We start from the raw sequence: 26469 nt of genomic DNA on the forward strand, positions 1-26469 counted from the left end.
GCGCCGCGCGAACTTCATGCATCTGGATGGACCCGACGCGGGAAGCGGCTCACACCGCGCGGGTGGCCTTCCGGACCGTCCAGCGGTTCTCGTCACCCAGACGGTCGTAGCGCAGCTCGTCGACGACCATCTGCACGAGGGCGAGTCCACGCCCGCCCTCCGCCATGTCGTCCGGCAGGGTGGCGCCGGCCACGTCGACGGACGCGGGCTGGCCGTCGTCGGTGATCCGGGCCTCCAGAGCGTCGCTGGCGACCGCGAGCGTCAGCGAACACGTGACCTGCCCGCCCGCCGCCGCGTGCTCGATCACGTTGGAGGCGAGCTCGATGATCGCGAGTTCGAGGGCCATGCGGTCCTCGACACTGACGGCGGGCTCGGCCGTCCAGACGTCACTGAGGAAGTCGTGCACCGAGGAGACGTCGTCGGGCGGCGACGCGAAGTCCAGCCGGTGCTCGCCCACGACGGCCCCGGTCAGACCCATTCGCGGACGGCTTCGTCACCGTCGGCGTAGCTGCGGAGGATCTTGTCGATGTTCGACAGCTTCAGCACCATCGCGACCTGCTCGGACGGTGCGGCGATCCGGAGGTCACCACCGGCCTGCCGAGCGGTCTTCAACGCACCGACGAGCGCACCGAGACCCGAGGAGTCGAGGAACTCGACGCGCGACAGCTCGACGGCGACACGGGGACGGCCGCCCTCGATCACCGTGGCGACGGTCTCGCGGAAGGCTGGTGCCGACACCATGTTCAGGCGGCCGGAGCACTCCAACACCGCCGCTTCGGTGCCGGCTTCGTGTACGACGATGTCCATTGTGTGTGGGGCCCCCTCGAGAGTCTGCGCGTGCCTCATCGGAGGCTAACGGGTCGTGGCGACCGGGGGAACAGGACGCGCTGGCGTCCGTGCCCCCGGTCCGGGGGATCACCCCGTGTTCTGCAGGCCGGCGGCGATGCCGTTCACCGTCAGCAGGAGCAGCCGGTGGTCGCCGTCGGTGGTGTCGGAACTGCCGGACGACCGGATCGCCCGGAGCGCGCGCAGCTGCAGGTGCGACAGGGCGTCGACGTACGGGGAGCGCAGTCGGACGGCGCGCGCGAGCACGGGCCGGTCCTCGAGCACGTCCTCGGCGCCGCTGATCAGGAGGACCCACGAGCGGGTCCGATCCATCTCGTCCAGGACCTTGCGACCGAGGTCGTCGCGGTCCGCGAGCTCGAGGTACCGACGGGCGATCTGGACATCGGTCTTCGCGAGCGACATCTCGACGTTCTTGATCAGCGCCGCGAAGAGGGGCCACTCGGCGGCCGCGGTGCGGAGCAGGTCGAGGTCACCGACCGCTTCGAGCGCCGAACCCAGGCCGTACCAGCCGGCCAGGTTGATCCGGGCCTGCGTCCACGAGAACACCCACGGGATCGCCCGGAGGTCCTCGAGCGACTCGACGCTGAGACCACGGCGGGCCGGACGGGACCCGAGCGGCAGCAGCCCGAGCTCCTCCATCGGGGTGACGCGGGCGAACCACGGGGCGAAGCCGTCGGCCTTGACCAGGTCGTAGAACGCCGCGCGGGACACGTCGTCGAGCTGCTGCGCCAGGTCGGCGAAGCGCTCGGCGGCGACGGCGGTGCGAGCCTCGTTCGAGGGCGACGACGCGAAGAGCGTGGCCGAGGCCATCTGCTCCAGGTGGCGGGCCGCGATGTCCTGGTCGCCGTACTGGGCGAAGATGACCTCACCCTGCTCGGTGAGCTTCAGGCGGCCGTCGATGGACCCCGGCGGCTGCGCGAGCACGGCTTCGTTCGCCGGACCGCCGCCGCGGCCGAGGGAGCCGCCGCGGCCGTGGAACAGCGTCAGCTCGACGTCCTGCTCCGCCGCCCAGGACGCGATCCGGGCCTGGGCGTCGTAGAGCGCCAGGTTCGCCGACACCGGGCCGACGTCCTTCGAGGAGTCCGAGTAGCCGAGCATGACCTCGAGCCGGCGCCCGGTCGCACCGAGGCGACGCTGGAACGGCTCGGTGCGGACGGCTTCGTCGAGGATGTCGACGCTGGCGTGCAGGTCGGCGAAGGTCTCGAACAGCGGGATGACGTCGAGCACCGGGGCGGCTTCGACCGACCCGAGTGCGGCGACGGCGAGTTCGTGCACGTTCGCCAGGTCCTCGGCGGACTGGGTGAACGACACGATGTACCGGCTGGCCGACCGGACGCCGTAGCGGCGCTGCAGGTCGGCGATGGTGCGGAAGACGGCGAGGACCTCCTCGGTCATCTCGCTCAGGGCACCACCGGCACGGATCTCGGCGAGGGCGGTGCGGTGCACCTGGGAGTGCTGGCGGATCTCGAGTTCGGCCAGGTGGAACCCGAACGTCTCGACCTGCCACACGAGGTTCTGCAGCTCGCCGTTCGCGGCACGGAGCGCCCCGGCGGCCGTCAGTGACGCCTGCACCACGTGCAGGTCGGCGAGGAGCTCGTCCGGGCCGCGGTACGCCAGCGGTCGGTCGTCGCGACGGGTCGCGTCGATGCGGGCGGCGATGAACAGCAGCGCGCGGCGGTGGGTCTCGGTGGGCGCACGGATGCCGATGCGCTCGGCGACGTCGGGGTCCAAGGACTCCTGCGCGGCGACCAGCGCGGTGAGGCCGGCGTCCCCCGGGGTGTGGTCGGCGTCGAGGGTCAGGGCGCTGCCGATGCGGGTCGCGGCCCGGGTCAGCCCGAGCAGGATGTGCTCAGCCGCGATCTCGGCGGCCTGGCGCGTGACGTCGGCGGTGACGTGCGGGTTGCCGTCGCGGTCGCCGCCGATCCAGGTGCCGAAGCGCACGAACGCCGGAGCCTGCACCGGGGCACGGCCGGCGTCGTCGCCCTGCAGCCGGTCGTCGAGCAGCCGGTACACCTGCGGCACGATCTCGAACAGGGTCTGGTCGAACACGCTCATCGCGGTGCGGACCTCGTCGAGCGGGGTCGGCCGGGTGGTGCGGAGCGGCGAGGTACGCAGGAGCGTCGCGATCTCCTCGAGCAGACGGCGCTCGTTCTCGGCGCGGGCGGTCGCGTTCTTCGTGCGGTCGCGCTCGTCGATGAGGTCGGTGATGCGGCGGACGCCCGTGGTCACCGCACGACGGCGGGCCTCGGTCGGGTGCGCGGTGAGGACCGGGTGGAACCGCAGGCCCTCGAGCCGGGCAGCGGCCTCGTCGGCGCCGACCTGCTCGACGAGCTCGACGAACGTGGCGGGGAACGAGTCCCCCGGCTGGCCGCCGTCGTCCCCGCGGGCACGGAGGACCCGGACGCGGTGGTGCTCCTCGGCCAGGTTGACCAGGTGGAAGTACGAGGTGAACGCCCGGGCGACCTCTTCGGCACGCTCGGCGGAGAACGTGGCCACCACCGCTTCGGCGCGGGTGGCGCCGTCCTCGTCGGTGCCCTCGTACGCGTCGATCACCGCCTGGCGCAGCGACTCGACGTCGCGCAGCAGGTCGTCACCGCCGGTCTCGCGGAGCACCCGTCCGAGCAGGTTGCCGAGGTACCGCACGTCAGCACGCAGGTCGCTGTCGACCGCTCCGCTGACGTCGTCACGCGCGCGTCCGAAGCGCGTCGAACCGTCGATCGCCGTCATCTCGTCCTTCCCGGGTCGGTCCGGGCTGTCCCGGCGTGGCAGCAGCGTACCGGGCGCCGACGTCACGTGACGACGACCGTCCGGACGGCCTGCTGGGACCGTCGCGACTCGCGCTCAGGCCGGGTCGGCGAGGGCGGACGGCAGACGCATCCCGTCCACCGCGGCGAGCAGCCCGGCGTCGAGCCGGTAGGCCAGCTCCACCTCCGCGATCACGCGCTCCCGCTCGTCGTCGCTCCACGGCGCCGCGTCGAGTTCGGCGCGGTACGTGTCGGTGAACGCGGCGGGGTCGGCGACCTGGTCGAAGATCCAGAGCAGGACGCCGTTGGTCTCGAACCCGAACTGGTCGGCGAGCAGGCGTCCGATGGCGTGACCGCCGGTCAGGTCGCCGAGGTAGCGCGTGTAGTGGTGGGCGACGAACCCGCCGGGCCACGTCGCCGCGACCTCGTTGAGTCGCCGGACGTACGCCGTCGTGGCGGGCAGCGGGGTGAGCAGCTCGTCCCAGTCCGGGCCGACCAGGAACTCCAGGTCCGCGCGGATGCCCGGCATGCGCGTGAGTCGGCTGGTCACGAACGGGGCGGCGACCGGGTGGTCGGCCATCCGGTCGGCTGCGCACTCGAGCGCGTCGTAGACGAAGGCGTACTGCCCGAGGAGCGTCGCGTAGTCGGCGACGTCACACCGGCCCTCCGCCAGGTCGTGCATGAAGCCGTGGCCGGCCGTGACCCCGTGCGAGCGCCGTGTCCGGACCCGCAGGGCCTCGGAGAACGGGACGACGTTCGTGCTCATGAGGTGAGGCTAACCTCACAAGGTGTCCGTCGTCACCCTCCGGCGGGAAGACCCAGGAAAGGAGGCTCGTCCGACGATGAGCCCGAAGCCGAACCGCCCGCAGCACGTCCTGGTCGTCGACCGCACCGAGCGCCTCAGCCCGCACATGGTCCGCGTCCACCTCGGCGGCCCCGGGTACGACGCGTTCGTCGAGTCCGCCGACCCCGAACGCCTGGCGACCACCGACAAGTACGTCAAGCTCATGCTGCCGAAGCCGGGTACCGGCCTGCAGCCGCCCTACGACCTCGACGCCCTCCGCGCCACGATGCCGAAGTCGGACCTGCCCGCTCGCCGCACCTACACCGTCCGCGCCGTCGACCCCGTCACCCGGACCATCGCGATCGACTTCGTCGTGCACGGCACCGACGGCCTCGCCGGACCGTGGGCCGCGGCGGCCCGCCCCGGCGACCGCATCGCGCTGTCCGGTCCGGGCGGCGGCTGGGCACCCTCCACGGACCCCGAGGTCACCCACGTGCTGCTCGGTGACGACAGCGCCCTGCCCGCGATCGGCGCCGCCCTGGAGGCCATGCTCCCGTCCGCCACGGGTGTCGCCCTGGTCGAGGTGGCCGGCCCCGCCGACGAACAGCCGCTCGTGCACCCGGCCGGCGTCGAGCTGCGCTGGCTGCACCGCGACGCGGCGGGTGCCGAGCCGGGCACGCTGCTGCTGGCCGCGACCCGGGAGCTGCCCCGTCCCTCCCGAGCGGTGAGGGTCTTCGCGCACGGCGAGCGGGCCGCGGTGAAGGCGATCCGTCGGGTGCTGCAGGACGACTGGGGGCTCGAGAAGGCCGACCTGTCGCTGTCGGCGTACTGGGCGCTCGGACGCGCCGAGGACCGGTTCCAGGAGGAGAAGCGCGAACCGATCGGCGTGGTCTTCGAGGACTGAGCCCGGCAGTGCCCACCGACCCGGCGGCGTCGGTGGCCGTCGGTAGCGTGCCGCGCATGGTCCGGTCGGAGAGTCCCGCGCGCTGCTGCATCCCCGGCTGCACGGCAGCGGTCTCCCCCGAGGCCCCGGTGCCGCTGTGCACCGGACACGTCACGCTGGTCGCCGAGTTCGCGGCCGAGCACGTCGGGGTCGAGGACCTCTTGCCCGGGCCGTGCTTGGTCTGCGGCGGCCGGATCGGGGTGCGGTTCCCGTCCGGCTCGGTCTGCGCCGTCTGCGAGTGGCGCTTCGGGGACGTGCCGGACGGTGAGCTCGGCGCACCGCGGGTCGACGTCGTGTACTACCTGCGGATGCGCGACGACACCGGCGACCGGGTCAAGATCGGTACGACCGCGAACCCGCGGCAGCGCCTCGGTCGGATCGCCCACCAGGACCTGCTCGGGTTCGAGCGCGGTGACCGTTCCCTCGAGCGGCAGCGGCACGCGGAGTTCGCCGCCTCGCGGTACCCGGGCACCGAGTGGTTCCGGGTGACGCCGGAGCTGCTGGCGCACATCGACGTCGTGGCCGCCGGTGTGCCGGACCCGTGGGCGCTGCACACGCGGTGGATGAGCGAGGCGCTGGCGCTCCGGGGCTGAGCCGGGCCCGGACGGACGCCCGTCAGCGCGCGTAGGCGTCGACGAACAGCGGGCCGCGGATCTCGCGGAGGACGTCCACGAGCCGGTCGATCGTGCGGCCCGACACCCCGGACTCCTGCAGGTCCCACGGGCCGAGGACGGGCAGCCGACCCGTGCGGATCCGGACGACCTCCCACCCGACGGCCCGGGTGGCGCGGTCCTTCCGGCGGTCGGACTCCTCGCGCGAACCCACGTGCTCGAGCCCGTGCCGGCCGGTGGAGTCGTACTCGATCGCGACGCGCAGCTCCGGCAGGATGATGTCCGGCCAGACCTCGACGTGCTCGTGGAACGGCCGGTCCAGGCGGATCGCGGTGTGCTCGAACGTCAGGTCCAGGCGGGCGCGCAGCCCGGCGCGGAGCTCGGCTTCGACCGCGGAGGCCGGCGCCGGCGCGCACTGGCTGACGAACGACTCCCCCGACGGCAGCCGCGGGGTCTTCGGGCAGATCGTCCGGGGCGCGGCCGTCCGGGTACTGCGCCCGCGGCCGGCCGTGCTGCCGGTGCGCGTGCGGGCGGGCGTCCGGCGCGACGAGGCGACCGCGCCTCCCGGCAGTCCCCGAGCGGGCGCGGCGGGCAGGGTCTGTCGCCCGCTCGACCGCACGGCGCGCTGCGGGACCGGGACGGCGGACGGCCAGTCCTCGGGCAGCACCGGCCACCGCTGCGGCTGGGCGAGGACGGCGCACTCCGGGCACCAGACGGACCGACGGCGCTCACGACCAGGACGGGACCGCTGCTCGCTGGGGGTGGCGACGAAGACGTGACCGACGTCGCACTCCCACGTCAGCAGCACGTCGGCGGCCGGCGGGATCTGGGTCAGGACGACGCCCGCGTTCCAGTCCGGGTGGTACTGCCGGACCAGGACGGGCCACGACGCCCACTCAGCGCGGAACTCGCCGACGGCGTACGGCACCGGGACACCGCGCGACCACTGTCGCCGGCGCCACCACGCATCCACTGGTTCGGCCACGACCCGCACGGTAGGACGAGCCACCGACAGCAGCGGGAGCGGTGTCCCTCAGCGCGGCGGCGTGACGAACGTGAACCGCTCCGGTCCGGCCTGTGCGCCGTCTTCGAGCACCCGGATGCCGGACTCCCGACACGCGGCGATGCCGTCCCGGTGGACCCGCTCCGGCCGGGGCTTGCGCGGGATGCCGGCGTCGCCGAACACCGCCCAGGCATTGGCTGCGGCGGCGCTGGTGAACCGGGTGCTGTAGCGGACGCCGGCGAACCCGGACGCATCGAACGCCCGGGCCCAGGCCTGGGGGACGCGGTAGTCCCCCATCGTCTGCAGTTCCGCCCCGACCCCCGACCGCACGGCTGCCGGGTCCGTGACGTCGGCGAAGCGTCGCCCCCGGGAGGCCCGTGCCGCCACGACGACCATCTCGCGCGCCCGTGCGGCGAACACGGTGTTCGTGGTGAGCGTGTGGTGGGCGAGCCGTTCGCGCACCGCGACCTCGACCGAGTCCGCCCAGTAGCAGGTGCCCCGCGGGTCGGCGAGGTCGAACCGGCCGCCGTCCACGCCGTCGGCGTCGGCGGGTGTCGATGCGAACCACCACGCCCCGCGGTCGTGCCGCTTGGCCCGGTAGAACGTCGTTCCGCGCGACTCGGCAGCCGGGAAGCCGGTCAGGTCGAGGTCGTCGGCCGGTGGCTGCTGCGCGACGTCGGTCCGCGCCGGTTCCCGCTCAGGCGTCGGCATGCCAGGCGTGGGCGGCTCGGCGAGCGGCGATCAGGACCGGTTCGACCCGCCCGTCGCGGAGTGCCTGCGCGGCGGTCGTCCCGCCGAACTCGTCGGCGACCGTGTTGAGCCAGAGCGCACTGCCCCAGGGGTCGATGGCGTCGCGGTCGATGAGGTCGAGCACGTCGCGCAGATGCGGCAGCGGTGTCCCGGTCCGACCGAACTGGAACGCGGGGAACACCCGGGTGCCGTCGCCGATCTTCAGCCCGATCAGGTCGCGCTTCTGGGTCGCCTTGTGGATCGCCTGCCGGGTGACGCCCCGCCAGTTCGCCAGTGAAGCGGTGTCGTAGAACGGCCCGATCAGCGCGTCGGTCTCGTGCTTGACGGTCGGCAGCGCGGCGAGCATCCGCTCGGCCAACGCATCGACGTCCGCGGTGTCGGTGAGGGCGGCGTCCGCCTCACCGAGACGGATCCGCTCGGTCAGTGCCTGCAGCAGCGCGGACTCGGCCGGGCTCAGGTCCTCGGCCGCGGATCGCGTGCGGTGCAGTGTCGATTCCATCGGACCCCTCTCGTCAACCGTGTCAACCTGACGGTACTCGCCCATCGACAACCGCGTCAACCACACCTGACGGCACCCACACCGGACGGGAGGCGCGGCACCGGTCCGGCACCGCGCCTCCCGTCCGGCAGGCGCCCGCGCCACGATCAGCGCCGGGCGTCACCAGCGAGGATCAGTGCTCGTCGTAGTGGTCCTCGTGACGTGCGTGGCGGTGGCCGTCGTGCACGAAGTCGACGTGGTCGCCGTGCTCGACCTGCGCGTGCTCGCCGCCGTCCTGCTCGTGGTCGTGCTCGGCCACGCCGTGTTCGGCGATGCGGTGCTCGTCGGCCTGGGGCGTCTCGGGGGTGGTGTCGGTCATGGTTGCCGTCCTTTCGTGAGATCGGTTCTCAGGTGCAGCGTAGGGGACGTCGGGCGGATCCGGCAGTGGCCCGAGTGGACGCTCAGCCGACGCTCGCGGTCTGATCCCATCCCATCCGATCCACAGCGGTCACCTTCCGCCGAGCGGGACGCCGTGCCAGGGTCGGAACGTGTACACCGACATCACCGGACCCGACCTCACCTCGTACCGCGGCAGCGTCGCCGAACCGGACGACTTCGACGACTTCTGGCGACGCACCCTCACCGCCGCGCGCGAACACCCGATCGCCGTGCAGGCCGACCGGGTCGACACGGGCCTGACCACCGTCGACACCTACGACGTCTCGTTCGCCGGGTGGGACGGGCAGCGCATCGCCGCGTGGCTCACCGTCCCCGCCGGCAGCAGCGCCGACGCACCGCTCCCCGCTGTCGTCGAGTACATCGGCTACGGCGGCGGTCGCGGCCTGCCCACCGAGCGGCTGCTCTGGGCCTCAGCCGGCGTCGCGCACCTGCTCATGGACACCCGCGGCCAGGGCTCGGGCTGGGCGACCGGCGACACTCCCGACCCGGACGGCACCGGGCCCGCGATCCCCGGGGTCATGACGCGCGGGATCGAGTCCCCCGAGACCTACTACTACCGGCGCCTGACCACCGACGCCGTCCGTGCCGTGGATGCCGCACGCGACCTCGACCTGATCGACAGCGACCGGATCGCGGTCCTCGGCGGCAGCCAGGGCGGCGGGCTGGCGATCGCCGTCGCCGGTCTGGTCGAGGGGCTGGCCGGGGTCTTCCCGCGCGTGCCGTTCCTGTGCGACCACCGGCACGCGACACAGATCACCGACGCCTACCCGTACCACGAGCTGGTCGACTACCTGGCGACGCACCGCACCGCGACGGACCGGGTCTTCGGCACGCTCGCGTACTTCGACGGGGTGCTGCACGCGGCCCGCGCGACCGCCCCGGCGTGGTTCTCGGTCGCGCTGATGGACCCGATCTGCCCACCGTCGACCGTGTACGCCGCGTACAACGCGTGGGCGGGGCCGAAGGAGATCACCGTCTGGGAGTACAACGGCCACGAGGGCGGCGGTCCGCACGAGGACGCCGACACGCTCCCCCGGCTGCGCGAGCTGTTCGGCTGACGCGTCCCTCGTCACCAGGCGATGCGGTCGAACTCCTCGCGCAGCCGGAGGGCCCGCGCCGGGTGCACCTGGGCGACCCAGCCGATCCGGCCGAGCAGGTGCGCTCGGAAGTCCGCGTGCCCGCCGCGGTCCTGCGACGCCGGACCGTGCACGACGCAGTTGTGCAGGATCGCGTGCAGCCGGTCGACCTCGCGGCGGCCGGGAGCGGTCCGCTCGTTGACGACGACGCCGGTCACCGACTGACGGACAGCGGCACGGCGGACCCGGGTCTTCCGGGCGTTGAGCCTGTACCCCTGGTCGGAGACGATCCGCTCGACACCACGGAGGAACGCGTCCGGTCGTCGTGCCAGCTCGCCACCGCCGCTGAACGTCAGGTCGTCGGCGTACCGCGTGTACGCGGCACCGACCGATGCCGCCCAGCCCGCCAGCCGCGCGTCGAGGTTTCGCAGCACGGTGTTCGCCAACGCCGGCGAGGTCGGTGCCCCCTGCGGCAGGTGCGAGTCGGCGAGCACCCGACGGAGCGCACCCCGCTCGTCCGCGTCACCACCGGCCGGCATCGCGGTGAGGACGTGCACCGGCACCCGGTGCGTGCAGAGGCCGGTGAGGACGTGTGCGAGCGGTTCGGCGAACCCGGCGCTCCGGAACACCCCGTACACCGACTGCGCCCGGACGCTCGCGAAGAACGTGGTGAGGTCCGCCGACACCACGACCGGCTGACCGACGTGCACTGCGGCGCCCGTGACGACGCTGCGACCGGGGACGAACCCGTGCGCCGCGTCGTGCACGGGCAGGACCGCGAGCAACTCGTCGAGCACGGTGCGCTGCGTCCGACGGAGCAGGTCCATCGGCTTCTCGAGCAGCCGCGGGGTCCGTCCGGGCCGTCGCACCCATTCGTGACGGTGGTGGTGCAGCGGGCTCGACGGGCCCGGGCGCCGGTTCCAGCCGCGGGTGTCGGCGAGCCAGAGCAGCCGCCCGACGGTCACGTCGAGTTCCCGCGCGAGCTCGGGCAGCGTGTCGACGAGCAGGCGGCTCGACACGGTCGGGACCGCCTGCACCGCGACCGCGCGGCGGAGCAGCACCCGCACCGGTCGGCGGTCGCGCCGCGCGTCGTGCAGCCGCACCAGCGGCGGGGACCCGGCCAGCACCGCGGCCAGCTGACGCGGCGCACCGACGGGAGGCCGTGGGTACGTCTCGAGCGCCGCCCGGACCGCCAGTCCCACGTACGCACGCTCCAGGCCGAGGACGTCGTACCCGGCGGCGGTCAGGTGGTCGGCGTCCCACCCGCCCGAGGCGAGGAACGCGTCGGCCAGCGCGGTGGCGACGACGTCGAGGGGCGTGGGGTTCCCGGGGGACCTGTCGGTGCCTCCGTGAGGGCGAGCGCGCGGAGCGCGCCGAGCCTCTCGGGGCGTGTGGTCCTGCTGGTACTGCGTGCCCCGGGGTGACCCCGGAGAGGTCGACGCGTCACGCGCGCCGTCCGCCTCCCCCGGGAACTCCACGTGCCCACCATAGGAGGAAGCCGCTACCGTGACGAGCGACACCGCCGTCCCTGTGAGGAGCACCATGCCCGACACCACCGGAGCCCGCTACCGCGACCTGCCGACCGACGAGAAGCTCGCCGTGCTGCTGGCCGAGGAGCGCGAACTCGACCACGATGCGTTCGACCTCGACGACGCCTGGGCGGTGGGGACGTGGTTGCGGTCGACCGCTCTCGAACGCGGTCTCGGCGTGGGCTTCGCGGTGTCCTTCGGTGAGCAGCGGGTCTTCCACGCCGCGACGCCCGGGTCCGCGGCGGTCAACGACGCCTGGCTCGACCGGAAGTTCCGCGTCGTCCGTCACTTCGCGCACAGCACCCTGGCGGTGCGGACGCAGTACGAGCTCGGCGGGTCCTCGTTCGACGAGGCCGCGGCGCTCGACCCCCGGCAGTACCAGGCGGCCGGCGGCGGGTTCCCGCTGCTCGTCCGCGGCGCCCTCGTCGGAGCGGTCGGTGTCAGCGGCCTCGAGATGCACGACGACCACGCGCTCGTGGTCGAGGCCCTGCGCGCACACCGCGCACGACGGGACGAGCGCGCGTGACGGGGGTGGGCCTCCCGGACGACTGCGTCTTCTGCCACCTCATCGAGCACGACGACCAGGGCACGGCCTGGGTCGAGCGCGAGCCGGACGCCGTCGCGTTCCGGCCGCTGCCCGAGTCGGAACTCGCCCCGGGACACACGCTGGTGGTCCCGCGCGAGCACGCCACGGGCCTGCTGGACGTCTCCCCGGACGCGCTGCGGGCGACGAACCTGCTCGCGCAACGGGTCGGGCGGGCGATGCGTGCGGCGCTCGGGGCGACCGGGGTCGTCGTGCTCAGCGCGACCGGGGCGGACGCGGGGCAGAGCGTGCCGCACCTGCACCTCCACGTGGTCCCGTGCTGGCCGGACGACGGGGTCCTGCGCTGGCCGGAGGCGCGGTCCGCCCACGTGGTGGACGGGGACGCGACAGCGATGCTCGCGGACATGTTCGAGTGACGGTCGGCGGACGGCCCGGCGCCGTCGAGCTGATCCGCTCCAGCGTGCTCAGCCCGGCGGAGTACGCGCACGCCGCGACGGCGCAGGCCGACGCCCGACTCGTCTTCCTGGCCGGGTCGTGCCCGCTGGATGAGGACGGCAGGACCGTCGCCCCGGGCGACCACGCGGCGCAGGCCGCGCAGTGCATCGCGAACCTCCGGCAGGCACTGGCGGATGCCGACGCGCGCCTGACGGACGTGATCAGCACCCGCGTGCTCGTGGCGTCGTCGCGGCAGGCGGATCTGGTCACCGCCTGGCGGGTCGTGCGTGACGCGTTCGGCGAGCACGACGTCCCGAGCACGCTGCTCGGCGTCACCGTCCTCGGGTACGACGACCAGCTGGTCGAGGTGGAGGCGGTGGCCGCGGTCCTCGACGCCCACTGACACGGCCTGCGACACTGGTCGCACCAGTCGGTCCGCAGTCGCGTGCCCGACAGCGGTGACGGCGGCGCCGAGAGCGCCACGGGCGGAGGCGGGGGCCGATGGGGAACGACGGGTGGCGCGACCGCCGACGGGAACGGCGCGTGCGCAAGGGCAACGGGGAGCCGCTCCGGCCGCTGCGCTGGTGGCAGGTGGCGACCCGGTCGCTGTTCCAGATCGACCTGACCGACCCGGGCACCACGCTGACGGCGAGCTACACGGTCGACGTGAACCACCTGGGCGACCGTGACGACGGCGCCGTCCGCGCCCGGCTGTACCGCGACGGCCGACTGCTCGCACTCTCGTCGCTCCCGACGCGGTTCCCGGTCCCCGGGGGTCACATCGAGGTCGCCGTCGGCACCTTCGGGCTGCGTCGGTGCCACTTCGTCGCCGCCACGGGCGAGGCGCGCCAACTGACGCCGCTCCCCGGGAGCGCCGAGGGCCGCCGAGCCCGCCTGGCGGCCGAGCACCCCGGACTGAGTCGGACGATCGGCACCACGTCGACCCTGGTCGTGCTGGCGGGTGTGGGGCTCGCCGTGCCCCAGTTGCTCGAGGGCATCACGGCGATCCCGCCGGTCGAACAGGCCGTGGGCGCGTTCGAACTGGCGATCGAGATCCCGCTCGTCGTCAACATCGCGGCCGGGGTCGCGGCGGTCGCCGGGAGCATCGAGCGGGCACTCCGGCTGCGGTCGAACTGGTTGGACGACCTGGCGAACTGACCGGTCAGTCCTCGGCCGGGGCAGCGCGGCGGCGGCTCGCCACGACCGCGACGCCGCCGAGGACGACGACGAGGACCACCCCGCCGACCACCCACGGCAGTGCGCCTGGCGACGCGTCGGCGGCGGTCCCGTCGGCGACGCCCGCGACCGGGGTGGGCGTCGCCGTGACCGACGTGTCGGAGGACCCACGGCCCTCCCGGCTCGGTGTCGCGGTCGGTGAGGCCGTCGGGGTCTCCGCCGCCTGCACCGTGAACGCGACCTGCCCGTCGATCGGGTGGCCGTCCGGCGAGACGTACCGCCAGAGCACCGTGTGCGGTCCGGCGGACAGGTCCACCGGCTTCGACATGGTCGTTCCGGCGACGGTGACGTCCCCGGTCGACTCGTCCTGGCCGGCCTGGTCGCGGACCTCGATGCGGAGGCCCGCGTCGAGTCCGGCGAGGGGCGCCTCGGTGAACGTCAGGTCCACCTGGCGCAGGTCGCTCGTCACGACGGCACCCTCGGCCGGCGTGCTGCCGGTGAGGCCGGAGTGAGCCGATGCCGGTGCCGCGGTCGCGAGGCCGGCGAGGACGGTGGCGAGACCGACCAGTGAGCCGAGCGCGCGGCGAAGGGTCGGCGTGGTCCGGGTACGGCTGCTGCTGCTGGCGGTCGATGACACGACTCGACCCTACGGGTGGGCGGATGAGCGCCCGGGCCGCCGGTAGTGTCCGACGGATGGGGAACCAGCTGACACTGCTCATCCGTCCGGGCTCGGCCGACGAGGCACGGGCGGTGACCGCGGCCGCGACGGAGGACCTGACGGCGACCACCGGCACGTGGGACGTGCAGAACGTCCTGCCGTTCCTCTGGGTCGGCCTCGTCCCCACGGCGACATGGGACGCCCACCTCGCGCGGCTCCGGACCGCGGTCGAGCACGGCGACGAGCCGGACGCGTCGGTCACCGACGTCGTCATCGACTGGCGGGAGGCCCGTGGTGCGTTCGAACGTCGGCTGCCGGCCGTCGCCGCGGCCTGGCCCGAGGTCGACGAGCCCGCCCGTGCCTTCCTGGCGGACGTGGCCTCGGTCGCCGAGCGGACCGAGCACGCCGTCGTGCACCTGGCACTGGACCAACTCGTCACCATGTCCTGGGGTGATGCCGAGGACGTCGAACAGTACGGCGACGAGGTCCGCCGCGAGGCATCGAACTGGGACGAGCCGTCCGAGGGGGCACCGGTCTCGCCGCTCACGGACCTGGCGCAGGCACTGGCCCTCGCGGAACCGGACCGGTCGTTCCTGCTCGGCGGCGAGTGGACCTTCGGTGGCTCCCCCGCGCCCCGCAGCCGTCCGCCGCTGCTGCCGGCCGCATCCGTCCTGTCGGTGGACGCCGACGCTGCGCTGGAGCGGGCCGGGGACGAGGCCCGGGCCCTGGACGAGGAAGGCCGGCGGAAGGCCTAGGAGCACTGCCAGAGGACCGCGGCCCGCTGCCCGTCCGAGAACACGTAGGCGGACCCGCCGTCACCGAAGTCGAACTCAAGCGGACCGGACTCGATCGAGGCGACGAAGCGCAGGCCGTCGGGGGTCTCGTCGTCCTGGATCCAGTCGGGCTCCCCGCCGTACTGCCCGGCGAACCAGACGTCGTCGGGCACCCCGAGCTGCTCGTCCTCGTCCGACGGGGTGGTCGCCGCAGCGAGCCCGAGCAGGTACTCGTCGTCGGTGACCGGCGGCCAGGCCGGTTCCGGGTCGTCGGGGTCCCCGTGCGGCGACGCCGGGTACTCGGCGAGCCGGAGGTCCCGACCGGAGAACACGAAGGCCGCGTTGGCCCCGGAGTCCGCCTCCCACGAGGCGCACGTGCCGGGATCGAACTGGCAGACGAAGACACTGACGAGGGCACCCTCGTGTTCGATCTGCGCGGTGAACTGCATCGGTTCGCCGTGGTGCCGGCACTCGGGCCACTCGAAGTCCTCGGGCACCGCGGGCAGGCCGCCGATCCGGGTCGCTGCGATCGGCGCGGGGACCGTGGAGCGGTAGGCGCCGAGGACCGCGATCGCGCCGGCCTCGAGGGCCGCGGCCGTCGCGCGAGCGTCGCCGGCAGCGGGTGGGCGGTCAGTGGCGATCGGCGTCGTCGACGACCCCGACGCTGCTGCGGGCCGCGACGTCGGCGGACCCGCGACGGTCGGGACGGCAGCGTGGACCGCGTCGGCCGCTCGACGGGCGGCCCGACGCCGGACGGCCCAGTGCACCAGGTGCAGAACGACCAGGGGCGGCAGCGCGACGAGCGCGGCACGGCCGAACGACGGTCCGACGTCCACGAGCTCGAAGGCGTTCCACCAGATCGCGAGCGCCAGGAAGCCCAGCCCGAACACCGTCCATGCGAGGACCAGGACCGCCGTCCAGGCCGACCCGCCCGGATCCCGTTCGTGGAACTCGCCCGCCTGCGCCTCGTGACCGTCCATCAGTGCCCCTCCCGCCCGATCTCAGCAGAGTACCGGGATCGGGAGGGGCAGCGACGTCAGCGCCGGCCGCGCCGCACGACGAGCGTCACGAGGCCGGCGAGACCGAGCCACACGAGCGGCCGGGTGACCCGGCGGCGCTTCGCGACCCAGCCGCCGTCGGTGGCGTTGCCGGCGTCGTTCGGCGCGTAGAGGTTGCCGTCCGTCGGTGCCTGGTGTCCGCGGAGCGCGAAGACCTCCACCGCGGGCGTCGTGATCCGGTGGAACAGCCACGGCACGACGAACTCGGCGATGACGAACGTGGCCTGCAGACGACCGACGTAGCGGTTCCGCTTCGGGTGCACGGCCTGCGCGACGACGGCCTTCGCAGCACGTTGCACCGAGACGGTCGGCGGCAGCGGGTGCGAGGCCTTGTCGGTGTAGTTCGCGCCGTTCTGGTAGATCGGGGTGTCGATCGTCGACGGCAGGACCGCGCCGAACCGGATGCCGGTGCCCTGGTGCTCGTCGGCCAGGACGTCGATCAGCCCGAGGGCGGCGTGCTTGCTCGTGACGTACGCCGACTGGTACGGCGCCGAGAGCAGCGACTGGATCGACCCGACCAGGACGTAGGTGCCCTTGCCGCGCTGCTTCCAGTGCGGCAGCAGCGCCTTCACGGCGTGGACGTGGCCGTGCAGGTTCGTGTCGACGACCCGCTTGAAGGCCTCGGTCGGCGTCTGCTCGAACAGGCCGTACACGAAGAGCGCCGCGTTGCCGACGAACACGTCGATGCGGCCGAAGCGGGCGGTGACGGTGGCGACGAGGTCGTTGACCTGCCGCTCCTCGGCGACGTCGGTGGGGATCGCGACGGCTTCGGCACCGAGCGCACGGCACTCGGCGGCGGCGGCCTCCAGGCTCTCCTTCCCGCGTGCGGCGAGGACGAGCGTGGCGCCCTGCTTGGCGAACTCGTGCGCAGCGGCTCGGCCGATGCCGCTCGATGCTCCGGTGATGACGACGACCTTGCCGCGGAAACGATGACCCATGCGTCCTGACTACCCGGCCGCTCTGTCCGCGGGCACAGCCCCGTCCCCAGGCCGCAGCACCTCAGGGCTCGCGGGCAGCGCGGAGCGCCGCGTCCGTCCGCCGACCGAGCGCCCCGACGAGCGTGCTCACGTAGGTGCGGGTGAGGTGCTGCGAGTCCCGGTAGACCAACACGTTGCCGATCACCGCCGGGCAGGTCCCATCGGCACAGAACGACGGCGTCATCTCCGCCACGACCGCGCCCGGCGTCGCCCGTGCTGCCGCGACCAGCCGGTCCCCCGCGGCGAAGGCCCGGTCGGTGCTGATCCGGCAGGCTCCGGGGTCGCCCGGGTGCGTGTCGACGCAGTGCTGCACGCCGCTACCGGCAGCCGGGGTGTCCGGGATGGCGACGATCCTCGCCCCGCGGTCGATGAGCGGCTGCCAGGAGGCCCGGTACCCGTCGAGCGCGCTCCGCACCGGGTCCGTCCCCACGGGTGCACCCCGGAGGTCGGCGCGGGAGGACGTGAACACCAGCGAGTAGGGCGCGGAGGCGGCGAGTGACCAGTCGACGGCCCGGTTCCAGGCGCCGCAGCGTCGGTCGTCGGCGGCGGAGACGTCGCTCCAGCGGACGTGGGAGAACTCGCACCCGCCCTTCACCATCAAGTGCAGCTCCCACCCCCGCTGCTCGGCGAGGGTGATGAGGGCGGAGGACCACTGGTGGGCGTGCGAGTCCCCGATGAGCGCGACGCGGGTGCCGCCGCGGACGCCGACGACGCAGCTGCGGGCATCGGTCGCCTCGGCCTGGCAGTCGTCCCACGTGGGGTCGACGTCGTAGGCGGCGGTCATCGTCGACGGGGTCGTGCCGCGCCGGGGGTCCCCGACGACGGCGCACCCGCTGCCGGGGGCGATGGCGGCGGCTCCCCAGCACCGGTCCCCGTCGGTGCTGAGTTCGGCGGCGAGGGCGCGGTCCGCCCCGAGCTGCGCGGTGACGGCGCCCCACCCGACGGCGGGGACGACGAGGACGAGGGCGGTGGCCGCGGCCACGACGGCCAGGGTGACGCGCGGGCGGAGGCGGGCGAGCCTCCCGACCGTGACGGGTCGTTCGACGAGGACGGTCGTGAGGTGCGCGAGCGCGGCGGCGAGGGCGACCGTGACGGCGACGCGCGCCGGGGTGGGCAGGTCGAGGACCCGTGGGAGCAGGAGGGCGACCGGCCAGTGCCAGAGGTAGAGCGGGTACGAGACGCGGCCGAGCCAACGGACGGGCGGGAGGCCCGTGGCACGGCCGAGGACGCCGGTCTCGGTCCGTCCCGCGATGACGAGGGCGGTGGCCGCGACGGGCAGGACGGCGGCGGTCCCCGGGTACGGGACCGCCGGGGTGAGGAGGAGTCCGCAGGCGACGAGACCGAGCCAGCCGGTGCCGGCGAGCGCGGCCCGGACCCGGGGCGATCCGGGCAGGACGCCCGGGGCGAGGGCGAGGAGCGCACCGACGCCGAACTCCCACGCCCGGGTGTGCGGCCAGAAGTAGGCGGGTGCGGGGTCGGTGGCGGTGAGCACGACCGAGCAGGTGAGGGAGGCGGCGATGACGACCAGGACGGTGACGAGGACGGCGCGTTCGCGGACTCCTCGGGTCATGCCGCGACGTCGTCGGGCGGCCCACCACACGGCGAGGAGCAGCAGGGGCCACAGGAGGTAGAACTGCTCCTCGACCCCGAGGGACCAGAAGTGTTCGAACGGGGTGGACGGGTCCCCGGCGGCCAGGTAGTCGGTGCTGGACGCGGCGAGTGCCCAGTTCTCGACGGCGAGGGCGCTGGCGGCGAGCTGGGTGCCGAGGGTGGGCCAGTCCTCGCGCGGGGTGAGCAGCACGGCGGCGGTCGCGGTGGTGGCGAGGACGAGCAGTGCGGCGGGGGCGAGTCGGCGTGCTCGGCGGGCCCAGAAGGCGGGGAGGTCGATGTGTCCGGTGTCGCGGAGCTGGCGGACGAGTTGCCCGGTGATGAGGAACCCGGAGACGACGAAGAACGCGTCGACCCCGACGAAACCGCCGCGCAGCCAGCCGAGGTCGAGGTGGTACCCGAGCACGAGCACGACGGCCACGGCGCGGACGGCGTGGACGTCGGTGCGGAAGGGGGTGTGCTGCGGCGGCATCAGGGGTGACGGTAGGCAGGCAGGGTGAACGGCAGGGGACGTGGTCGCGGCGCCCTCCGGGTCCGGTACGGTCGGGGCGGGTCGTCGCTGCCGTCGCCCGTCCACCTGCAGCGGCACGGCTCCGTCGTCGTGCCGCGCTGATCGTCCGGAGCGCCATGCCCTTCCTCCGCCACGCCTCGTCGTCGACGACCCCGGACGCAGTCCCCGGACGTCGGTCACCCTGGTCGGACGGCTTCGGCCGTCTGGCGGTCCGGTGTTTCCAGGTCATCGGGGTGCTGATCGTCCTGGGCGTCCTGGTGACCGCCCTGTCCCAGGTCGGTGTGGTGACGATCCCGGTGCTGTTGGCGCTGATCATCGCGTCGGCCATGTACCCGATGGCGGGGTGGCTGCATCGACACGGGGTGCCGTCGTTGGTCGCGACCCTGGTGTGCTTCGTGGCGGTCCTGGCGGTCCTGACCGCGATCGGGTGGTTGCTCGTGGCGGCGGTGTCGCAGCAGATGCCGGCGTTGCGCGAGTCCGCGGTGGACGGGTTGCAGCAGCTGCACGACCGGGTGCAGCACCTGCCGGTGACGATCACGGACCGGCAGATCGACCAGTTCGTGGACACGGCCGTCGGCTTCGTGACGAGTTCCCGCTTCGGTGCGGGGGCGTTGGCGGGCCTGTCCGCGCTGACGACGTTCGTGACCGGCTCGGTGTTGACCGCGGTCATCCTGTTCTTCTTCGTCAAGGACGGTCCGGCGCTGTGGGAGTTCCTGCTCCGCCCGTTCACGGGGGCGTCGTACGAGCGGGCGCGGCGCATCGGGGACCGGGTGGTGTCGACCCTGGGTGGCTACGTGCGGGGGAAGGCGGCGATCGCCACGTTCGACGGGATCGCGATCGGGTCCGCGCTGCTCCTGCTCGGGGTGCCGTTGGCCGTCCCGCTCGCGGTGGTGGCCTTCGTGACGTCGTTCATCCCGATGATCGGTGCGCCGATCATCGGGCTCCTGGCAGCGCTGGTGACGCTCGTCACCCTGGGGCCGTGGCAGGCCCTGGCGGTCGTCGTCATCGTCGTGGTGGTGAACCAGGTCGAAGGCAACTTCCTGCAGCCGGTGCTCATGGGCCGGTCGCTGCAGTTGCACGGACTCGTGGTCCTGGTCGCGCTGACGGCCGGCACCGTGGTCGCGGGCGTGACCGGGGCGATCGTCGCCGTGCCGCTCGTCGCAGCGGTGTGGGGTGTGGTGCAGGTGTGGGACGGCGAGGACCGTCCGGCGGAGCCGTGGCGGCAGAAGCGTCGGGAGACGGTGTCGGTCGGGACCGGCTGACGGACGGGAGGCGCGGGGCGGTGCCGACCCGCGCCTCCCGTCCGGCTCCGGGTCGGGACCGCCGGGAGTGCGGTATCCGGATCCGCGTGGCGGCCACGGTTGACCGTCGCACCGGACGCGAGGGATCGTGGATCGTGCTCTCCCTCGTCTACATGTCCGTCGCCGTCGACGACCTCACCGACGCCCAGCTCGTCGACCTGCTGCGGGACGCCCGCCTGAAGAACGACGCCCTCGGTGTCTCCGGACTGCTCGTGGCCAAGGACGGCCGCTTCATGCAGGTCCTCGAGGGTCCGGCGTGGAGCGTCGAGGACCGGTTCGCCGCGATCCAGCACGACCCCCGGCACCGGGACGTCCGCTCGCTGAGCCGCGAGGACATCGACACCCGTCGGTTCGACGGCTGGTCGATGGCGTTCGGCAACCCGTCCGATGCCGAGCTGCGTGACGAGCCCGGGTCCAGTGACTTCCTGCAGCGACGCGGTGGTCTGCCGGCGGGGCTGTCCGGGTCGCCGGCGGACTGGCTGCTGCGTTGGTTCCGCGGCCGACAGCTGCTGGACACGCCGCTCGAGTCGGTGTCGCTCGGCCGGCACGCGGCCTGAGCTGGCTGGGGGCTCCGCGCTGTTCACCTGACCCGGTCAGGATGCCGGGGTGAGCTCTTCCGCGACCGGTGCCCTCGCCCGACGTCTGCGCATGCACGACGCCGTCCTCATCGGGCTCGGCTCGATGATCGGTGCCGGCGTGTTCGCGGCGTTCGCGCCCGCGGCAGCCGTCGCCGGCCGTGCGATGCTCGTCGCGCTGCTGCTCGCGGGCGTCATCGCCTTCTGCAACGCCACGTCCTCTGCGCAGCTCGCAGCGCAGTACACGACATCCGGTGGGGCGTACATCTCCGGACGCGAACGCCTCGGTCCCTGGGCCGGTTTCACCGCCGGGTGGGGGTTCGTCATCGGCAAGACCGCCAGTTCTGCGGCGATGGCGATGACCGTCGCCGCGTACCTGGTCCCCGAACCGTGGCAGAGGCCCGTCGCGATCGTCGCGGTCCTCGCCCTCACGGTCGTCAACACGTCGGGCATCACCCGGACGGCGTTCCTCACCCGCGTCCTCGTCACGGTCGCGCTCGTCGCCCTGACGGTCGTGGTCGTCATCGGGCTCACCCACACCGGACCGACCGTGGACGACCCCGCCCCGGCGCCGACGCCCGTCGGGGTCCTGCAAGCCGCCGGGTTCCTGTTCTTCGCCTTCGCCGGGTACGCCCGCATCGCGACCCTCGGCGAAGAGGTCATCGACCCTGTCCGCACCATCCCCCGCGCGATCACCACCGCCCTCGGCATCACCCTCGTCGTCTACGCACTGGTCGCGGTCGCCACGCTGCACGCACTCGGGCCGGGAGGCACGGCCGCGTCCGGTGCGCCGCTCCGGTCCGTCGTCGCCACGGCCGGGCAGCCGTGGGCCGGAGTGGTCGTGCAGATCGGAGCGGCTGCCGCAGCGCTCGGCGCACTGCTGGCGATGATCGCCGGCATCGGAAGGACGAGCCTGGCGATGGCGCGGAACCGCGACCTGCCGGGGTGGTTCGCCGCCGTGGACCCGCGGACGTCCGTCCCCGCTCGTGCCGAGGTCGTCCTCGGCCTGGTCGTGTGTTTCGTCGTCGCCGTGACCGACCTGCGCGGGGCGATCGGGTTCTCGTCCTTCGGGGTGCTGCTGTACTACTTCGTCGCGAACACGGCCGCCCTGACGCAGGAGCGACGTGACCGGCGGTACCCGCGCCTCCTGGCCGTCGGTGGAGCGGTCGGGTGTGTCGTCCTCGTGGCGGCGTTGCCGGTGCCCTCGATCGTCGGCGGGGTCGTGGTGACCATGATCGGGTTGGCGTACCGCGGTGTCCGGATCGCCCTGGCGTCCGACACCCGTGCCTGAGCGGCTGACGGCCTGACGGGCTGAGGGCTGACGGGCTGAGGGCTGACGGGCTGGCGGGCTGACGGGCTGACGACGTCGAGGGTCAGGCCTCCGGGCGGTCGCGATGGCCGCCGAACGACGACGCGACCTCGAGCGTCACGACCACCGCGACGACGAGCACCGCGGTCAGCGGGAGCGACACCGCCGGCAGCGCGATCGACGCGACGACGGCCAGGGTGAGGGCGACCACCAGCACGTTCACGCGCAGTGGCAGGGACGGGCGGATCGCCAACCACCAGATCGACAGCACGAACAGGGCGACCGGGACGGCGACGGTCGCGGCGACCGCCGCGTCGGTCAGCCCGCCGTGTCCCGCATCGGCCTGCACGGCGACCTCGATGCCAGCCGGCAGGGCACCGGCGGCGGCGAAGACGACGTAGTGGCCGTACCCGAACAGCAGTGCCGTCGGCAGGGAGCGGATGTGGTCGTGCTGCTCCCGCGAGAAGTAGATCCACCACATGCCGACCGTGATCACGAGCCCGCAGGCGGCGAGGGTCAGCAGGGAGCCGAGGTGCTCGGTGTGCGCCAGGGCGTCGATCACCGCGTTCGCCGAGGCGACCAGCCCCTCACCGAGGACGATCAGCGTGAACAGCGAGTACCGCTCCGCCAGGTGGTGGGTGTGCCACTGGGTCGTCTCGGCGCCGGTCTCCGCCCACACCGGCACCAGGACCTCGGCGAGGATGAGGAACGGCGTCGCGACCGGGCGGAACTCGAGCGGCAGCGCGAGGGAGGCCACCCACAGGACCTGCACGAGGACGACCCCGACCGCGTAGCGCAACGCGGTCCGCCGGTACCGCGGCGACGAGACCGCGGCGCGGATCCACTGTCCGACGAGCGCCAGGCGCATCAGGACGTACCCGATGATGCCGATGGTGAAGTCACCGTCGACCATCGCGTCGTGCACCCCCGCGGCGAGCACCAGCACCCCGGCCATCTGCACGACCGTCATCACGCGGTAGAGCCAGTCGTCGGTGTCGAACGAGGTCGCGAACCAGGTGAAGTTCACCCAGGCCCACCAGATCGAGAAGAACACCAGGCAGTACGAGAACACGGCGGACGCCAGGTGTCCCCCGGCCTCGATCTCGTGCAGGTTCGTCGCCGCCAGACCGACCGCGACGACGAACACCAGGTCGAACAGCAGTTCCAGCGGCGTCGCGGCCCGATGTCGTTGCGCAGGGTCGCGCGGTGCCATCCGGCGCAGTCCGATCGTCATCGAGCGGTCCAGCCCCCGTCGATCGGCAGCGCCGTCCCGGTGACGAGCGATGCACCCGGGCCCGCCAGGAACGTCACCGCAGCAGCGACCTCCTCGGGCTGGCCGATCCGGTGCAGCGCCGCGATGCGCTCCACCGTGTCGGCCCGGAACGCGTCGTCGGACAACGCCGGAGCGGTGCCGTCGGTCTCGATGAAGGTCGGCGCGACGGCGTTCACGCGGATGCCGTACTGCCCCCACTCCACGGCCAGGCACTTGGTCAGGTGGATCACCGCGGCCTTGCTCAGGCAGTAGACGGACTCCCCGGGCAGCGCCACGAGCCCCGCCTGGGAGGCGATGTTCACGATCGACCCGCCGCCCGCGGTCTGCATGTGCTCGGCCACGTACTGCGAGATGAAGAACGTCGACTTCGTGGTGAGCGCCCACACCGTGTCGAAGTGCTCCTCGGTCACGTCGAGGGCGTCCTCGACGATGCCGCCGCCGGCGTTGTTGACGAGCACGTCGATCCTCCCGAGCTCCGCGACGACGGCGTCCACCGCGGCCCGGCAGGAGGGCAGGTCCGTGACGTCCATCGGCACGACCACCACGCGTCGGCCCGTCCCGCGGATCTCGTCGGCCAGGCCCGCCGCTGCCTCCGGGTCGCGGACCCCGAGCGCGACGTCCGCCCCGTGGGCCGCCAGGTCGAGCGCGACGGCACGGCCGATGCCGCGGGATGCCGCGGTCACCAGGGCGACGGATCCGGTCAGGGAAGAGGGCTGCATGGGGTGTCCTTCGCGGGTCGGCCGGCGGTCGTCGTCGGCACGGACGGGAGGCGCGACCAGCGTCGTCGCCGCTGCCATCCTCCTGCAGACGGCCCGGGCGTGGAAGGATCCGGTGGTGCAGCAGACGACGCTCGACGAACTCCTCGATGGTCCCCGGTTCCGAACCCTCTGCCTCGCCGTGGCCGCCGGGCTCGACGCGGGCGTGGACCGGGCCGTCGGTGCGCTCCTCGACCCGCTCACCGCGAGATACGGGCTGCTCGCCGACCTCCGGCCGGAGCAGGACGCCGCCGACGCCCTCGCCGCCGTCCTGTCGAGCGTGGACACGAGCCAGCTGGCCGCCTGGACGCATCCGCTGCGGTTGCTCCCCGTACTGGAGCACACGGTCGAGTCGGCGATGCCGTGGCAGCCACCGTTCGTCGAGGACGCGATCACGGGCCTCCCGGCCGTGCGGAACGCACTCCGGACTGTGGCTGAGGCAGTCGTCGCCTCCCCGTCCGCCGCGTGGTGGGGCACGGACGTCGACCGGACGGCGCAGTGGGTGACGCAGCCGGTGCGGAACGGTGTGCCGGAGGTCGTCGCGTCCGCGCGGTCGGTGGCCGAGGTGCTCGACCGGTGGCGGCGCTACGTCGTCGCCGGTGAAGGACGATCCCGCGTCGACGGGCCCGTGGCGGACGCCACTGGTGGCGTTTGGTGGTCGACGCCCCACGAGTTCGGTGACGAGCCCGGCGGAGCAGCGATCCTGCCGTCGTCGACGCGGCGCATCGACGGCCTCGGCTCGTCCGGGTCGACCCTGGTCGAGGACTCCTTCGGCGACGACGAGGTCCTGCTCCGATCCCTGCAGCCGCCAGCCGGCGCCCGGGTGTTCGAGGTGCACGGCGCCGCGGACTGGGCGCGCCTGGTCGAGCGCTACCCGATGTCGGTGCGGTGGGCACGACGGCGGGAGTGGTGGGAGTCGACCGGGCGCGACGAGCACTGGTTCCTCCCCGACTACGCGGCCGTCGCGGCGGACCACGACGCCGTGCACGTGTCCGTGCAGGGCTACCTCGCCGCAGCCGGTCGGGCGATCGACGTCGACGGCGGTGCGACGGTGCTCGCCGGGTGGGCACCGGACGAGACGTTCTGGCTGACCGACGACATCGTGATCGAGCCGGATGCGGAGCGGTGGCAGCTGCGCTCCGCCGAGGACGAGGACGAGGACGACGAGCCGAGGTGGGTCCGCACCTGATGCGGCGGCGACCGGCTGCTCGGGGCCTGCTCAGGAACGGGAACGAGCCCGCTTGCGGTCCGCACGACGAGCACGCCACTCCGCGTCCTGGCGTTCCTGGGTCGGGCTCTTCTGCGTCGATCCGCGCACCGCCAGCGCGAGCAGCAGGATCGTCCCGATCACCCCGATCGGGAACAACAGCATCATCAACAAGGCGCCTCCCCCACGTCTCGGGATCACGCTAGTGCTGCGCCGGTGCGCCCGGTAGTCCCCGGTCGAGCGGACGTGTCCACGCGACCTCCCGGTCCAGCTGGCCCGTCGTCAGGAACAGGCGCACCTGCTGCGTCTCCGGCAGGGCCGCGACGAGCGCCTGCCGGTCTGCCGACACGAACCCGAGGCCCTGCCAGAACGGGCCGGACCGCCGGGAGAACAACCAGGCACGCTCCGCGCCGTCGTCTGCCGCCCGATCCAGCGCGAACCGTGCCAGGCGTGTCCCGGCACCGGCCGAACGCCGTCCTGCTGCGACCGCGACACTGCGGACGAGGACGTCCCGGCCGTCGGCGCTGCACTCGTACCCGGTACTGCCGACGACCGTGCCGTCGGGGTCGCGTTCCACCCACAGCCGGACCGACTCGTCGTCGAGTCCGGCGAGGGTCAGGTCGCTGCCGCGGAGGAACGATCGCAGCTGCTCGACGTCGGTGCCGGAGACCGGGGAGAGGACCATGCAGTGATCTTCCCTCGGTCGTCCGGCTCCTGCCCGGCTGCGGTCAGTTGATGCGGAGCTGCGACACCATCGGGCAGGTGAAGGGGTCACGTGCTGCGAGACCGACGCGGTTGAGGTAGGCGACGACGATGCCGTACGAGCGCAGCAGGGTGGTCTCGGTGTAGGGCACGTCGAGGCTGTCGCAGTGGTCGCGGACCAGCAGGCGTGCCTGCTTCAGCGCCGGGCGGGGCATCGAGGGGAACAGGTGGTGCTCGACCTGGTAGTTCAGGCCACCCATCAGGAACGACACCCACCAGCCGCCACGGATGTTGCGCGAGGTGCGGACCTGGCGGGAGAAGAAGTCGACCTTGGCGTCGTGGGCGATCGTCGGCATGCCCTTGTGGTTCGGGGCGAACGAGGCG

30 protein-coding genes are annotated in these 26469 nt (G+C 73.3%); 12 read left to right on the forward strand and 18 right to left on the reverse strand.

The features are described 5' to 3' along the window. Positions 1-49: 49 nt before the first annotated feature. The 4 genes from SOM35_RS07115 to SOM35_RS07130 form a co-directional block, all read right to left on the reverse strand. Entirely contained in the window at positions 50-478 is a 429-nt protein-coding gene (locus tag SOM35_RS07115) for an ATP-binding protein (protein WP_111073259.1), read from the reverse strand. Then, a complete protein-coding gene (locus SOM35_RS07120; RefSeq protein WP_111073258.1) occupies positions 469-807 on the reverse strand; it encodes an STAS domain-containing protein in 339 nt (112 codons plus the stop codon). The genes SOM35_RS07115 and SOM35_RS07120 overlap by 10 nt, the downstream gene beginning before the upstream one ends. A gap of 108 nt (positions 808-915) precedes the next feature. After that, positions 916-3573, reverse strand: coding sequence for a phosphoenolpyruvate carboxylase (locus SOM35_RS07125; RefSeq protein ID WP_320514870.1), 2658 nt, complete (start codon positions 3571-3573; stop codon positions 916-918). 114 nt (positions 3574-3687) lie between these two features. Continuing rightward, positions 3688-4356, reverse strand: coding sequence for a biliverdin-producing heme oxygenase (locus SOM35_RS07130; protein WP_221850725.1), 669 nt, complete (start codon positions 4354-4356; stop codon positions 3688-3690). A 76-nt stretch (positions 4357-4432) separates the two neighbouring features. On the opposite strand from SOM35_RS07130, the gene SOM35_RS07135 reads away from it, so the two are divergent. Together SOM35_RS07135 and SOM35_RS07140 are read left to right on the forward strand one after the other, a co-directional pair. Continuing rightward, positions 4433-5278 carry a siderophore-interacting protein gene (locus SOM35_RS07135; protein ID WP_320514871.1) on the forward strand — a complete coding sequence of 282 codons (846 nt, stop codon included), beginning with the start codon at positions 4433-4435 and terminating at the stop codon, positions 5276-5278. Positions 5279-5334: 56 nt separating this feature from the next. Next, a complete protein-coding gene (locus SOM35_RS07140) occupies positions 5335-5910 on the forward strand; it encodes a GIY-YIG nuclease family protein (RefSeq protein WP_320514872.1) in 576 nt (191 codons plus the stop codon). A 22-nt stretch (positions 5911-5932) separates the two neighbouring features. On the opposite strand, the gene SOM35_RS07145 is transcribed toward SOM35_RS07140, so the two are convergent. The 4 genes from SOM35_RS07145 to SOM35_RS07160 form a co-directional block, all read right to left on the reverse strand. Next, positions 5933-6913 (reverse strand): hypothetical protein, encoded by a 981-nt coding sequence (locus tag SOM35_RS07145; RefSeq protein ID WP_320514873.1) that lies wholly within the window; start codon positions 6911-6913, stop codon positions 5933-5935. 48 nt (positions 6914-6961) lie between these two features. Continuing rightward, entirely contained in the window at positions 6962-7642 is a 681-nt protein-coding gene (locus SOM35_RS07150) for an RES family NAD+ phosphorylase (protein WP_320514874.1), read from the reverse strand. Continuing rightward, positions 7629-8180 carry a hypothetical protein gene (locus SOM35_RS07155; RefSeq protein WP_320514875.1) on the reverse strand — a complete coding sequence of 184 codons (552 nt, stop codon included), beginning with the start codon at positions 8178-8180 and terminating at the stop codon, positions 7629-7631. The genes SOM35_RS07150 and SOM35_RS07155 overlap by 14 nt, the downstream gene beginning before the upstream one ends. A gap of 172 nt (positions 8181-8352) precedes the next feature. Continuing rightward, positions 8353-8538, reverse strand: a complete 186-nt coding sequence (locus tag SOM35_RS07160; protein ID WP_320514876.1) for a zinc transporter permease — start codon at positions 8536-8538, stop codon at positions 8353-8355. Positions 8539-8707: 169 nt separating this feature from the next. Between SOM35_RS07160 and SOM35_RS07165 the strand changes: the two genes are divergently transcribed. After that, the gene (locus SOM35_RS07165; protein WP_320514877.1) at positions 8708-9676 is read left to right on the forward strand and encodes an acetylxylan esterase; all 969 of its coding nucleotides are present in this window, start codon (positions 8708-8710) and stop codon (positions 9674-9676) included. 11 nt (positions 9677-9687) lie between these two features. Here SOM35_RS07165 and SOM35_RS07170 read toward each other — a convergent pair whose 3' ends face one another. Further along, positions 9688-11172 (reverse strand): reverse transcriptase family protein, encoded by a 1485-nt coding sequence (locus SOM35_RS07170; RefSeq protein WP_320514878.1) that lies wholly within the window; start codon positions 11170-11172, stop codon positions 9688-9690. A gap of 64 nt (positions 11173-11236) precedes the next feature. On the opposite strand from SOM35_RS07170, the gene SOM35_RS07175 reads away from it, so the two are divergent. The 4 genes from SOM35_RS07175 (at position 11237) to SOM35_RS07190 (ending at position 13360) form a co-directional block, all read left to right on the forward strand. Beyond that, complete coding sequence (locus tag SOM35_RS07175; RefSeq protein WP_320514879.1) at positions 11237-11749, forward strand: heme-degrading domain-containing protein; 513 nt, start codon at positions 11237-11239, stop codon at positions 11747-11749. Then, entirely contained in the window at positions 11746-12183 is a 438-nt protein-coding gene (locus SOM35_RS07180; protein ID WP_320514880.1) for an HIT family protein, read from the forward strand. The genes SOM35_RS07175 and SOM35_RS07180 overlap by 4 nt, the downstream gene beginning before the upstream one ends. After that, on the forward strand, positions 12180-12605 hold the full coding sequence (locus SOM35_RS07185; RefSeq protein ID WP_320514881.1) for a RidA family protein: 426 nt from the start codon (positions 12180-12182) through the stop codon (positions 12603-12605). The genes SOM35_RS07180 and SOM35_RS07185 overlap by 4 nt, the downstream gene beginning before the upstream one ends. A gap of 98 nt (positions 12606-12703) precedes the next feature. Then, on the forward strand, positions 12704-13360 hold the full coding sequence (locus SOM35_RS07190; RefSeq protein ID WP_320514882.1) for a hypothetical protein: 657 nt from the start codon (positions 12704-12706) through the stop codon (positions 13358-13360). Between the two features lie 4 nt (positions 13361-13364). Here SOM35_RS07190 and SOM35_RS07195 read toward each other — a convergent pair whose 3' ends face one another. Continuing rightward, positions 13365-14015 (reverse strand): copper resistance CopC family protein, encoded by a 651-nt coding sequence (locus SOM35_RS07195; protein WP_320514883.1) that lies wholly within the window; start codon positions 14013-14015, stop codon positions 13365-13367. A 56-nt stretch (positions 14016-14071) separates the two neighbouring features. Between SOM35_RS07195 and SOM35_RS07200 the strand changes: the two genes are divergently transcribed. Continuing rightward, positions 14072-14791: a serine/threonine-protein kinase gene (locus tag SOM35_RS07200; RefSeq protein WP_320514884.1), complete on the forward strand. Its 720-nt coding sequence runs from the start codon at positions 14072-14074 to the stop codon at positions 14789-14791. On the opposite strand, the gene SOM35_RS07205 is transcribed toward SOM35_RS07200, so the two are convergent. From SOM35_RS07205 to SOM35_RS07215, 3 genes are all read right to left on the reverse strand, one after another. After that, on the reverse strand, positions 14788-15789 hold the full coding sequence (locus SOM35_RS07205) for a DUF1963 domain-containing protein (protein WP_320514885.1): 1002 nt from the start codon (positions 15787-15789) through the stop codon (positions 14788-14790). The genes SOM35_RS07200 and SOM35_RS07205 overlap by 4 nt on opposite strands. Before the next feature lie 56 nt (positions 15790-15845). Then, on the reverse strand, positions 15846-16805 hold the full coding sequence (locus tag SOM35_RS07210) for an SDR family NAD(P)-dependent oxidoreductase (RefSeq protein ID WP_111073241.1): 960 nt from the start codon (positions 16803-16805) through the stop codon (positions 15846-15848). Between the two features lie 61 nt (positions 16806-16866). Further along, positions 16867-18924 (reverse strand): acyltransferase family protein, encoded by a 2058-nt coding sequence (locus tag SOM35_RS07215; protein WP_320514886.1) that lies wholly within the window; start codon positions 18922-18924, stop codon positions 16867-16869. A gap of 155 nt (positions 18925-19079) precedes the next feature. Here SOM35_RS07215 and SOM35_RS07220 point away from each other — a divergent pair, with 155 nt between their 5' ends. The 3 genes from SOM35_RS07220 to SOM35_RS07230 all read left to right on the forward strand — a co-directional run bounded on the left by SOM35_RS07220 (position 19080) and on the right by SOM35_RS07230 (position 22130). Further along, complete coding sequence (locus SOM35_RS07220) at positions 19080-20225, forward strand: AI-2E family transporter (RefSeq protein ID WP_320514887.1); 1146 nt, start codon at positions 19080-19082, stop codon at positions 20223-20225. Between the two features lie 134 nt (positions 20226-20359). After that, positions 20360-20821 carry a BLUF domain-containing protein gene (locus SOM35_RS07225; protein WP_253462817.1) on the forward strand — a complete coding sequence of 154 codons (462 nt, stop codon included), beginning with the start codon at positions 20360-20362 and terminating at the stop codon, positions 20819-20821. 91 nt (positions 20822-20912) lie between these two features. Then, positions 20913-22130, forward strand: a complete 1218-nt coding sequence (locus SOM35_RS07230) for an APC family permease (RefSeq protein ID WP_320514909.1) — start codon at positions 20913-20915, stop codon at positions 22128-22130. A gap of 82 nt (positions 22131-22212) precedes the next feature. Here the strand turns inward: SOM35_RS07230 and SOM35_RS07235 are convergent, their stop codons facing one another. Both SOM35_RS07235 and SOM35_RS07240 read right to left on the reverse strand, forming a co-directional pair. Continuing rightward, positions 22213-23382 carry a low temperature requirement protein A gene (locus SOM35_RS07235; RefSeq protein WP_320514888.1) on the reverse strand — a complete coding sequence of 390 codons (1170 nt, stop codon included), beginning with the start codon at positions 23380-23382 and terminating at the stop codon, positions 22213-22215. Then, entirely contained in the window at positions 23379-24140 is a 762-nt protein-coding gene (locus tag SOM35_RS07240) for an SDR family NAD(P)-dependent oxidoreductase (protein ID WP_320514889.1), read from the reverse strand. Before SOM35_RS07240 ends, SOM35_RS07235 begins: the two co-directional genes overlap by 4 nt. A gap of 115 nt (positions 24141-24255) precedes the next feature. Here SOM35_RS07240 and SOM35_RS07245 point away from each other — a divergent pair, with 115 nt between their 5' ends. Further along, positions 24256-25365, forward strand: a complete 1110-nt coding sequence (locus SOM35_RS07245; protein ID WP_320514890.1) for a hypothetical protein — start codon at positions 24256-24258, stop codon at positions 25363-25365. 30 nt (positions 25366-25395) lie between these two features. Here SOM35_RS07245 and SOM35_RS07250 read toward each other — a convergent pair whose 3' ends face one another. From SOM35_RS07250 to SOM35_RS07260, 3 genes are all read right to left on the reverse strand, one after another. Further along, the gene (locus tag SOM35_RS07250) at positions 25396-25551 is read right to left on the reverse strand and encodes a hypothetical protein (protein ID WP_320514891.1); all 156 of its coding nucleotides are present in this window, start codon (positions 25549-25551) and stop codon (positions 25396-25398) included. 34 nt (positions 25552-25585) lie between these two features. After that, entirely contained in the window at positions 25586-26068 is a 483-nt protein-coding gene (locus SOM35_RS07255; RefSeq protein ID WP_320514892.1) for a GNAT family N-acetyltransferase, read from the reverse strand. A gap of 43 nt (positions 26069-26111) precedes the next feature. Continuing rightward, on the reverse strand, positions 26112-26469 hold a 358-nt coding region (locus SOM35_RS07260; protein ID WP_320514893.1), incomplete at its 5' end, for a fatty acid desaturase family protein.

It is taken from the genome of Curtobacterium sp. CFBP9011 (genome assembly GCF_034045095.1).
GTDB lineage: Bacteria > Actinomycetota > Actinomycetes > Actinomycetales > Microbacteriaceae > Curtobacterium.

Coding starts and splice junctions, on each gene's coding strand:
- SOM35_RS07140 (WP_320514872.1), top strand. CDS start 5,335: ATGGTCCGGTCGGAGAGTCCCGCGCGCTGCTGCATCCCCGGCTGCACG.
- SOM35_RS07240 (WP_320514889.1), bottom strand. CDS start 24,140: ATGCAGCCCTCTTCCCTGACCGGATCCGTCGCCCTGGTGACCGCGGCA.
- SOM35_RS07155 (WP_320514875.1), bottom strand. CDS start 8,180: ATGGAATCGACACTGCACCGCACGCGATCCGCGGCCGAGGACCTGAGC.
- SOM35_RS07210 (WP_111073241.1), bottom strand. CDS start 16,805: ATGGGTCATCGTTTCCGCGGCAAGGTCGTCGTCATCACCGGAGCATCG.
- SOM35_RS07135 (WP_320514871.1), top strand. CDS start 4,433: ATGAGCCCGAAGCCGAACCGCCCGCAGCACGTCCTGGTCGTCGACCGC.
- SOM35_RS07115 (WP_111073259.1), bottom strand. CDS start 478: ATGGGTCTGACCGGGGCCGTCGTGGGCGAGCACCGGCTGGACTTCGCG.
- SOM35_RS07200 (WP_320514884.1), top strand. CDS start 14,072: ATGGGGAACCAGCTGACACTGCTCATCCGTCCGGGCTCGGCCGACGAG.
- SOM35_RS07150 (WP_320514874.1), bottom strand. CDS start 7,642: ATGCCGACGCCTGAGCGGGAACCGGCGCGGACCGACGTCGCGCAGCAG.
- SOM35_RS07235 (WP_320514888.1), bottom strand. CDS start 23,382: ATGACGATCGGACTGCGCCGGATGGCACCGCGCGACCCTGCGCAACGA.
- SOM35_RS07160 (WP_320514876.1), bottom strand. CDS start 8,538: ATGACCGACACCACCCCCGAGACGCCCCAGGCCGACGAGCACCGCATC.
- SOM35_RS07220 (WP_320514887.1), top strand. CDS start 19,080: ATGCCCTTCCTCCGCCACGCCTCGTCGTCGACGACCCCGGACGCAGTC.
- SOM35_RS07175 (WP_320514879.1), top strand. CDS start 11,237: ATGCCCGACACCACCGGAGCCCGCTACCGCGACCTGCCGACCGACGAG.
- SOM35_RS07125 (WP_320514870.1), bottom strand. CDS start 3,573: ATGACGGCGATCGACGGTTCGACGCGCTTCGGACGCGCGCGTGACGAC.
- SOM35_RS07130 (WP_221850725.1), bottom strand. CDS start 4,356: ATGAGCACGAACGTCGTCCCGTTCTCCGAGGCCCTGCGGGTCCGGACA.
- SOM35_RS07255 (WP_320514892.1), bottom strand. CDS start 26,068: ATGGTCCTCTCCCCGGTCTCCGGCACCGACGTCGAGCAGCTGCGATCG.
- SOM35_RS07120 (WP_111073258.1), bottom strand. CDS start 807: ATGGACATCGTCGTACACGAAGCCGGCACCGAAGCGGCGGTGTTGGAG.
- SOM35_RS07205 (WP_320514885.1), bottom strand. CDS start 15,789: ATGGACGGTCACGAGGCGCAGGCGGGCGAGTTCCACGAACGGGATCCG.
- SOM35_RS07230 (WP_320514909.1), top strand. CDS start 20,913: ATGCACGACGCCGTCCTCATCGGGCTCGGCTCGATGATCGGTGCCGGC.
- SOM35_RS07250 (WP_320514891.1), bottom strand. CDS start 25,551: ATGATGCTGTTGTTCCCGATCGGGGTGATCGGGACGATCCTGCTGCTC.
- SOM35_RS07215 (WP_320514886.1), bottom strand. CDS start 18,924: ATGCCGCCGCAGCACACCCCCTTCCGCACCGACGTCCACGCCGTCCGC.
- SOM35_RS07190 (WP_320514882.1), top strand. CDS start 12,704: ATGGGGAACGACGGGTGGCGCGACCGCCGACGGGAACGGCGCGTGCGC.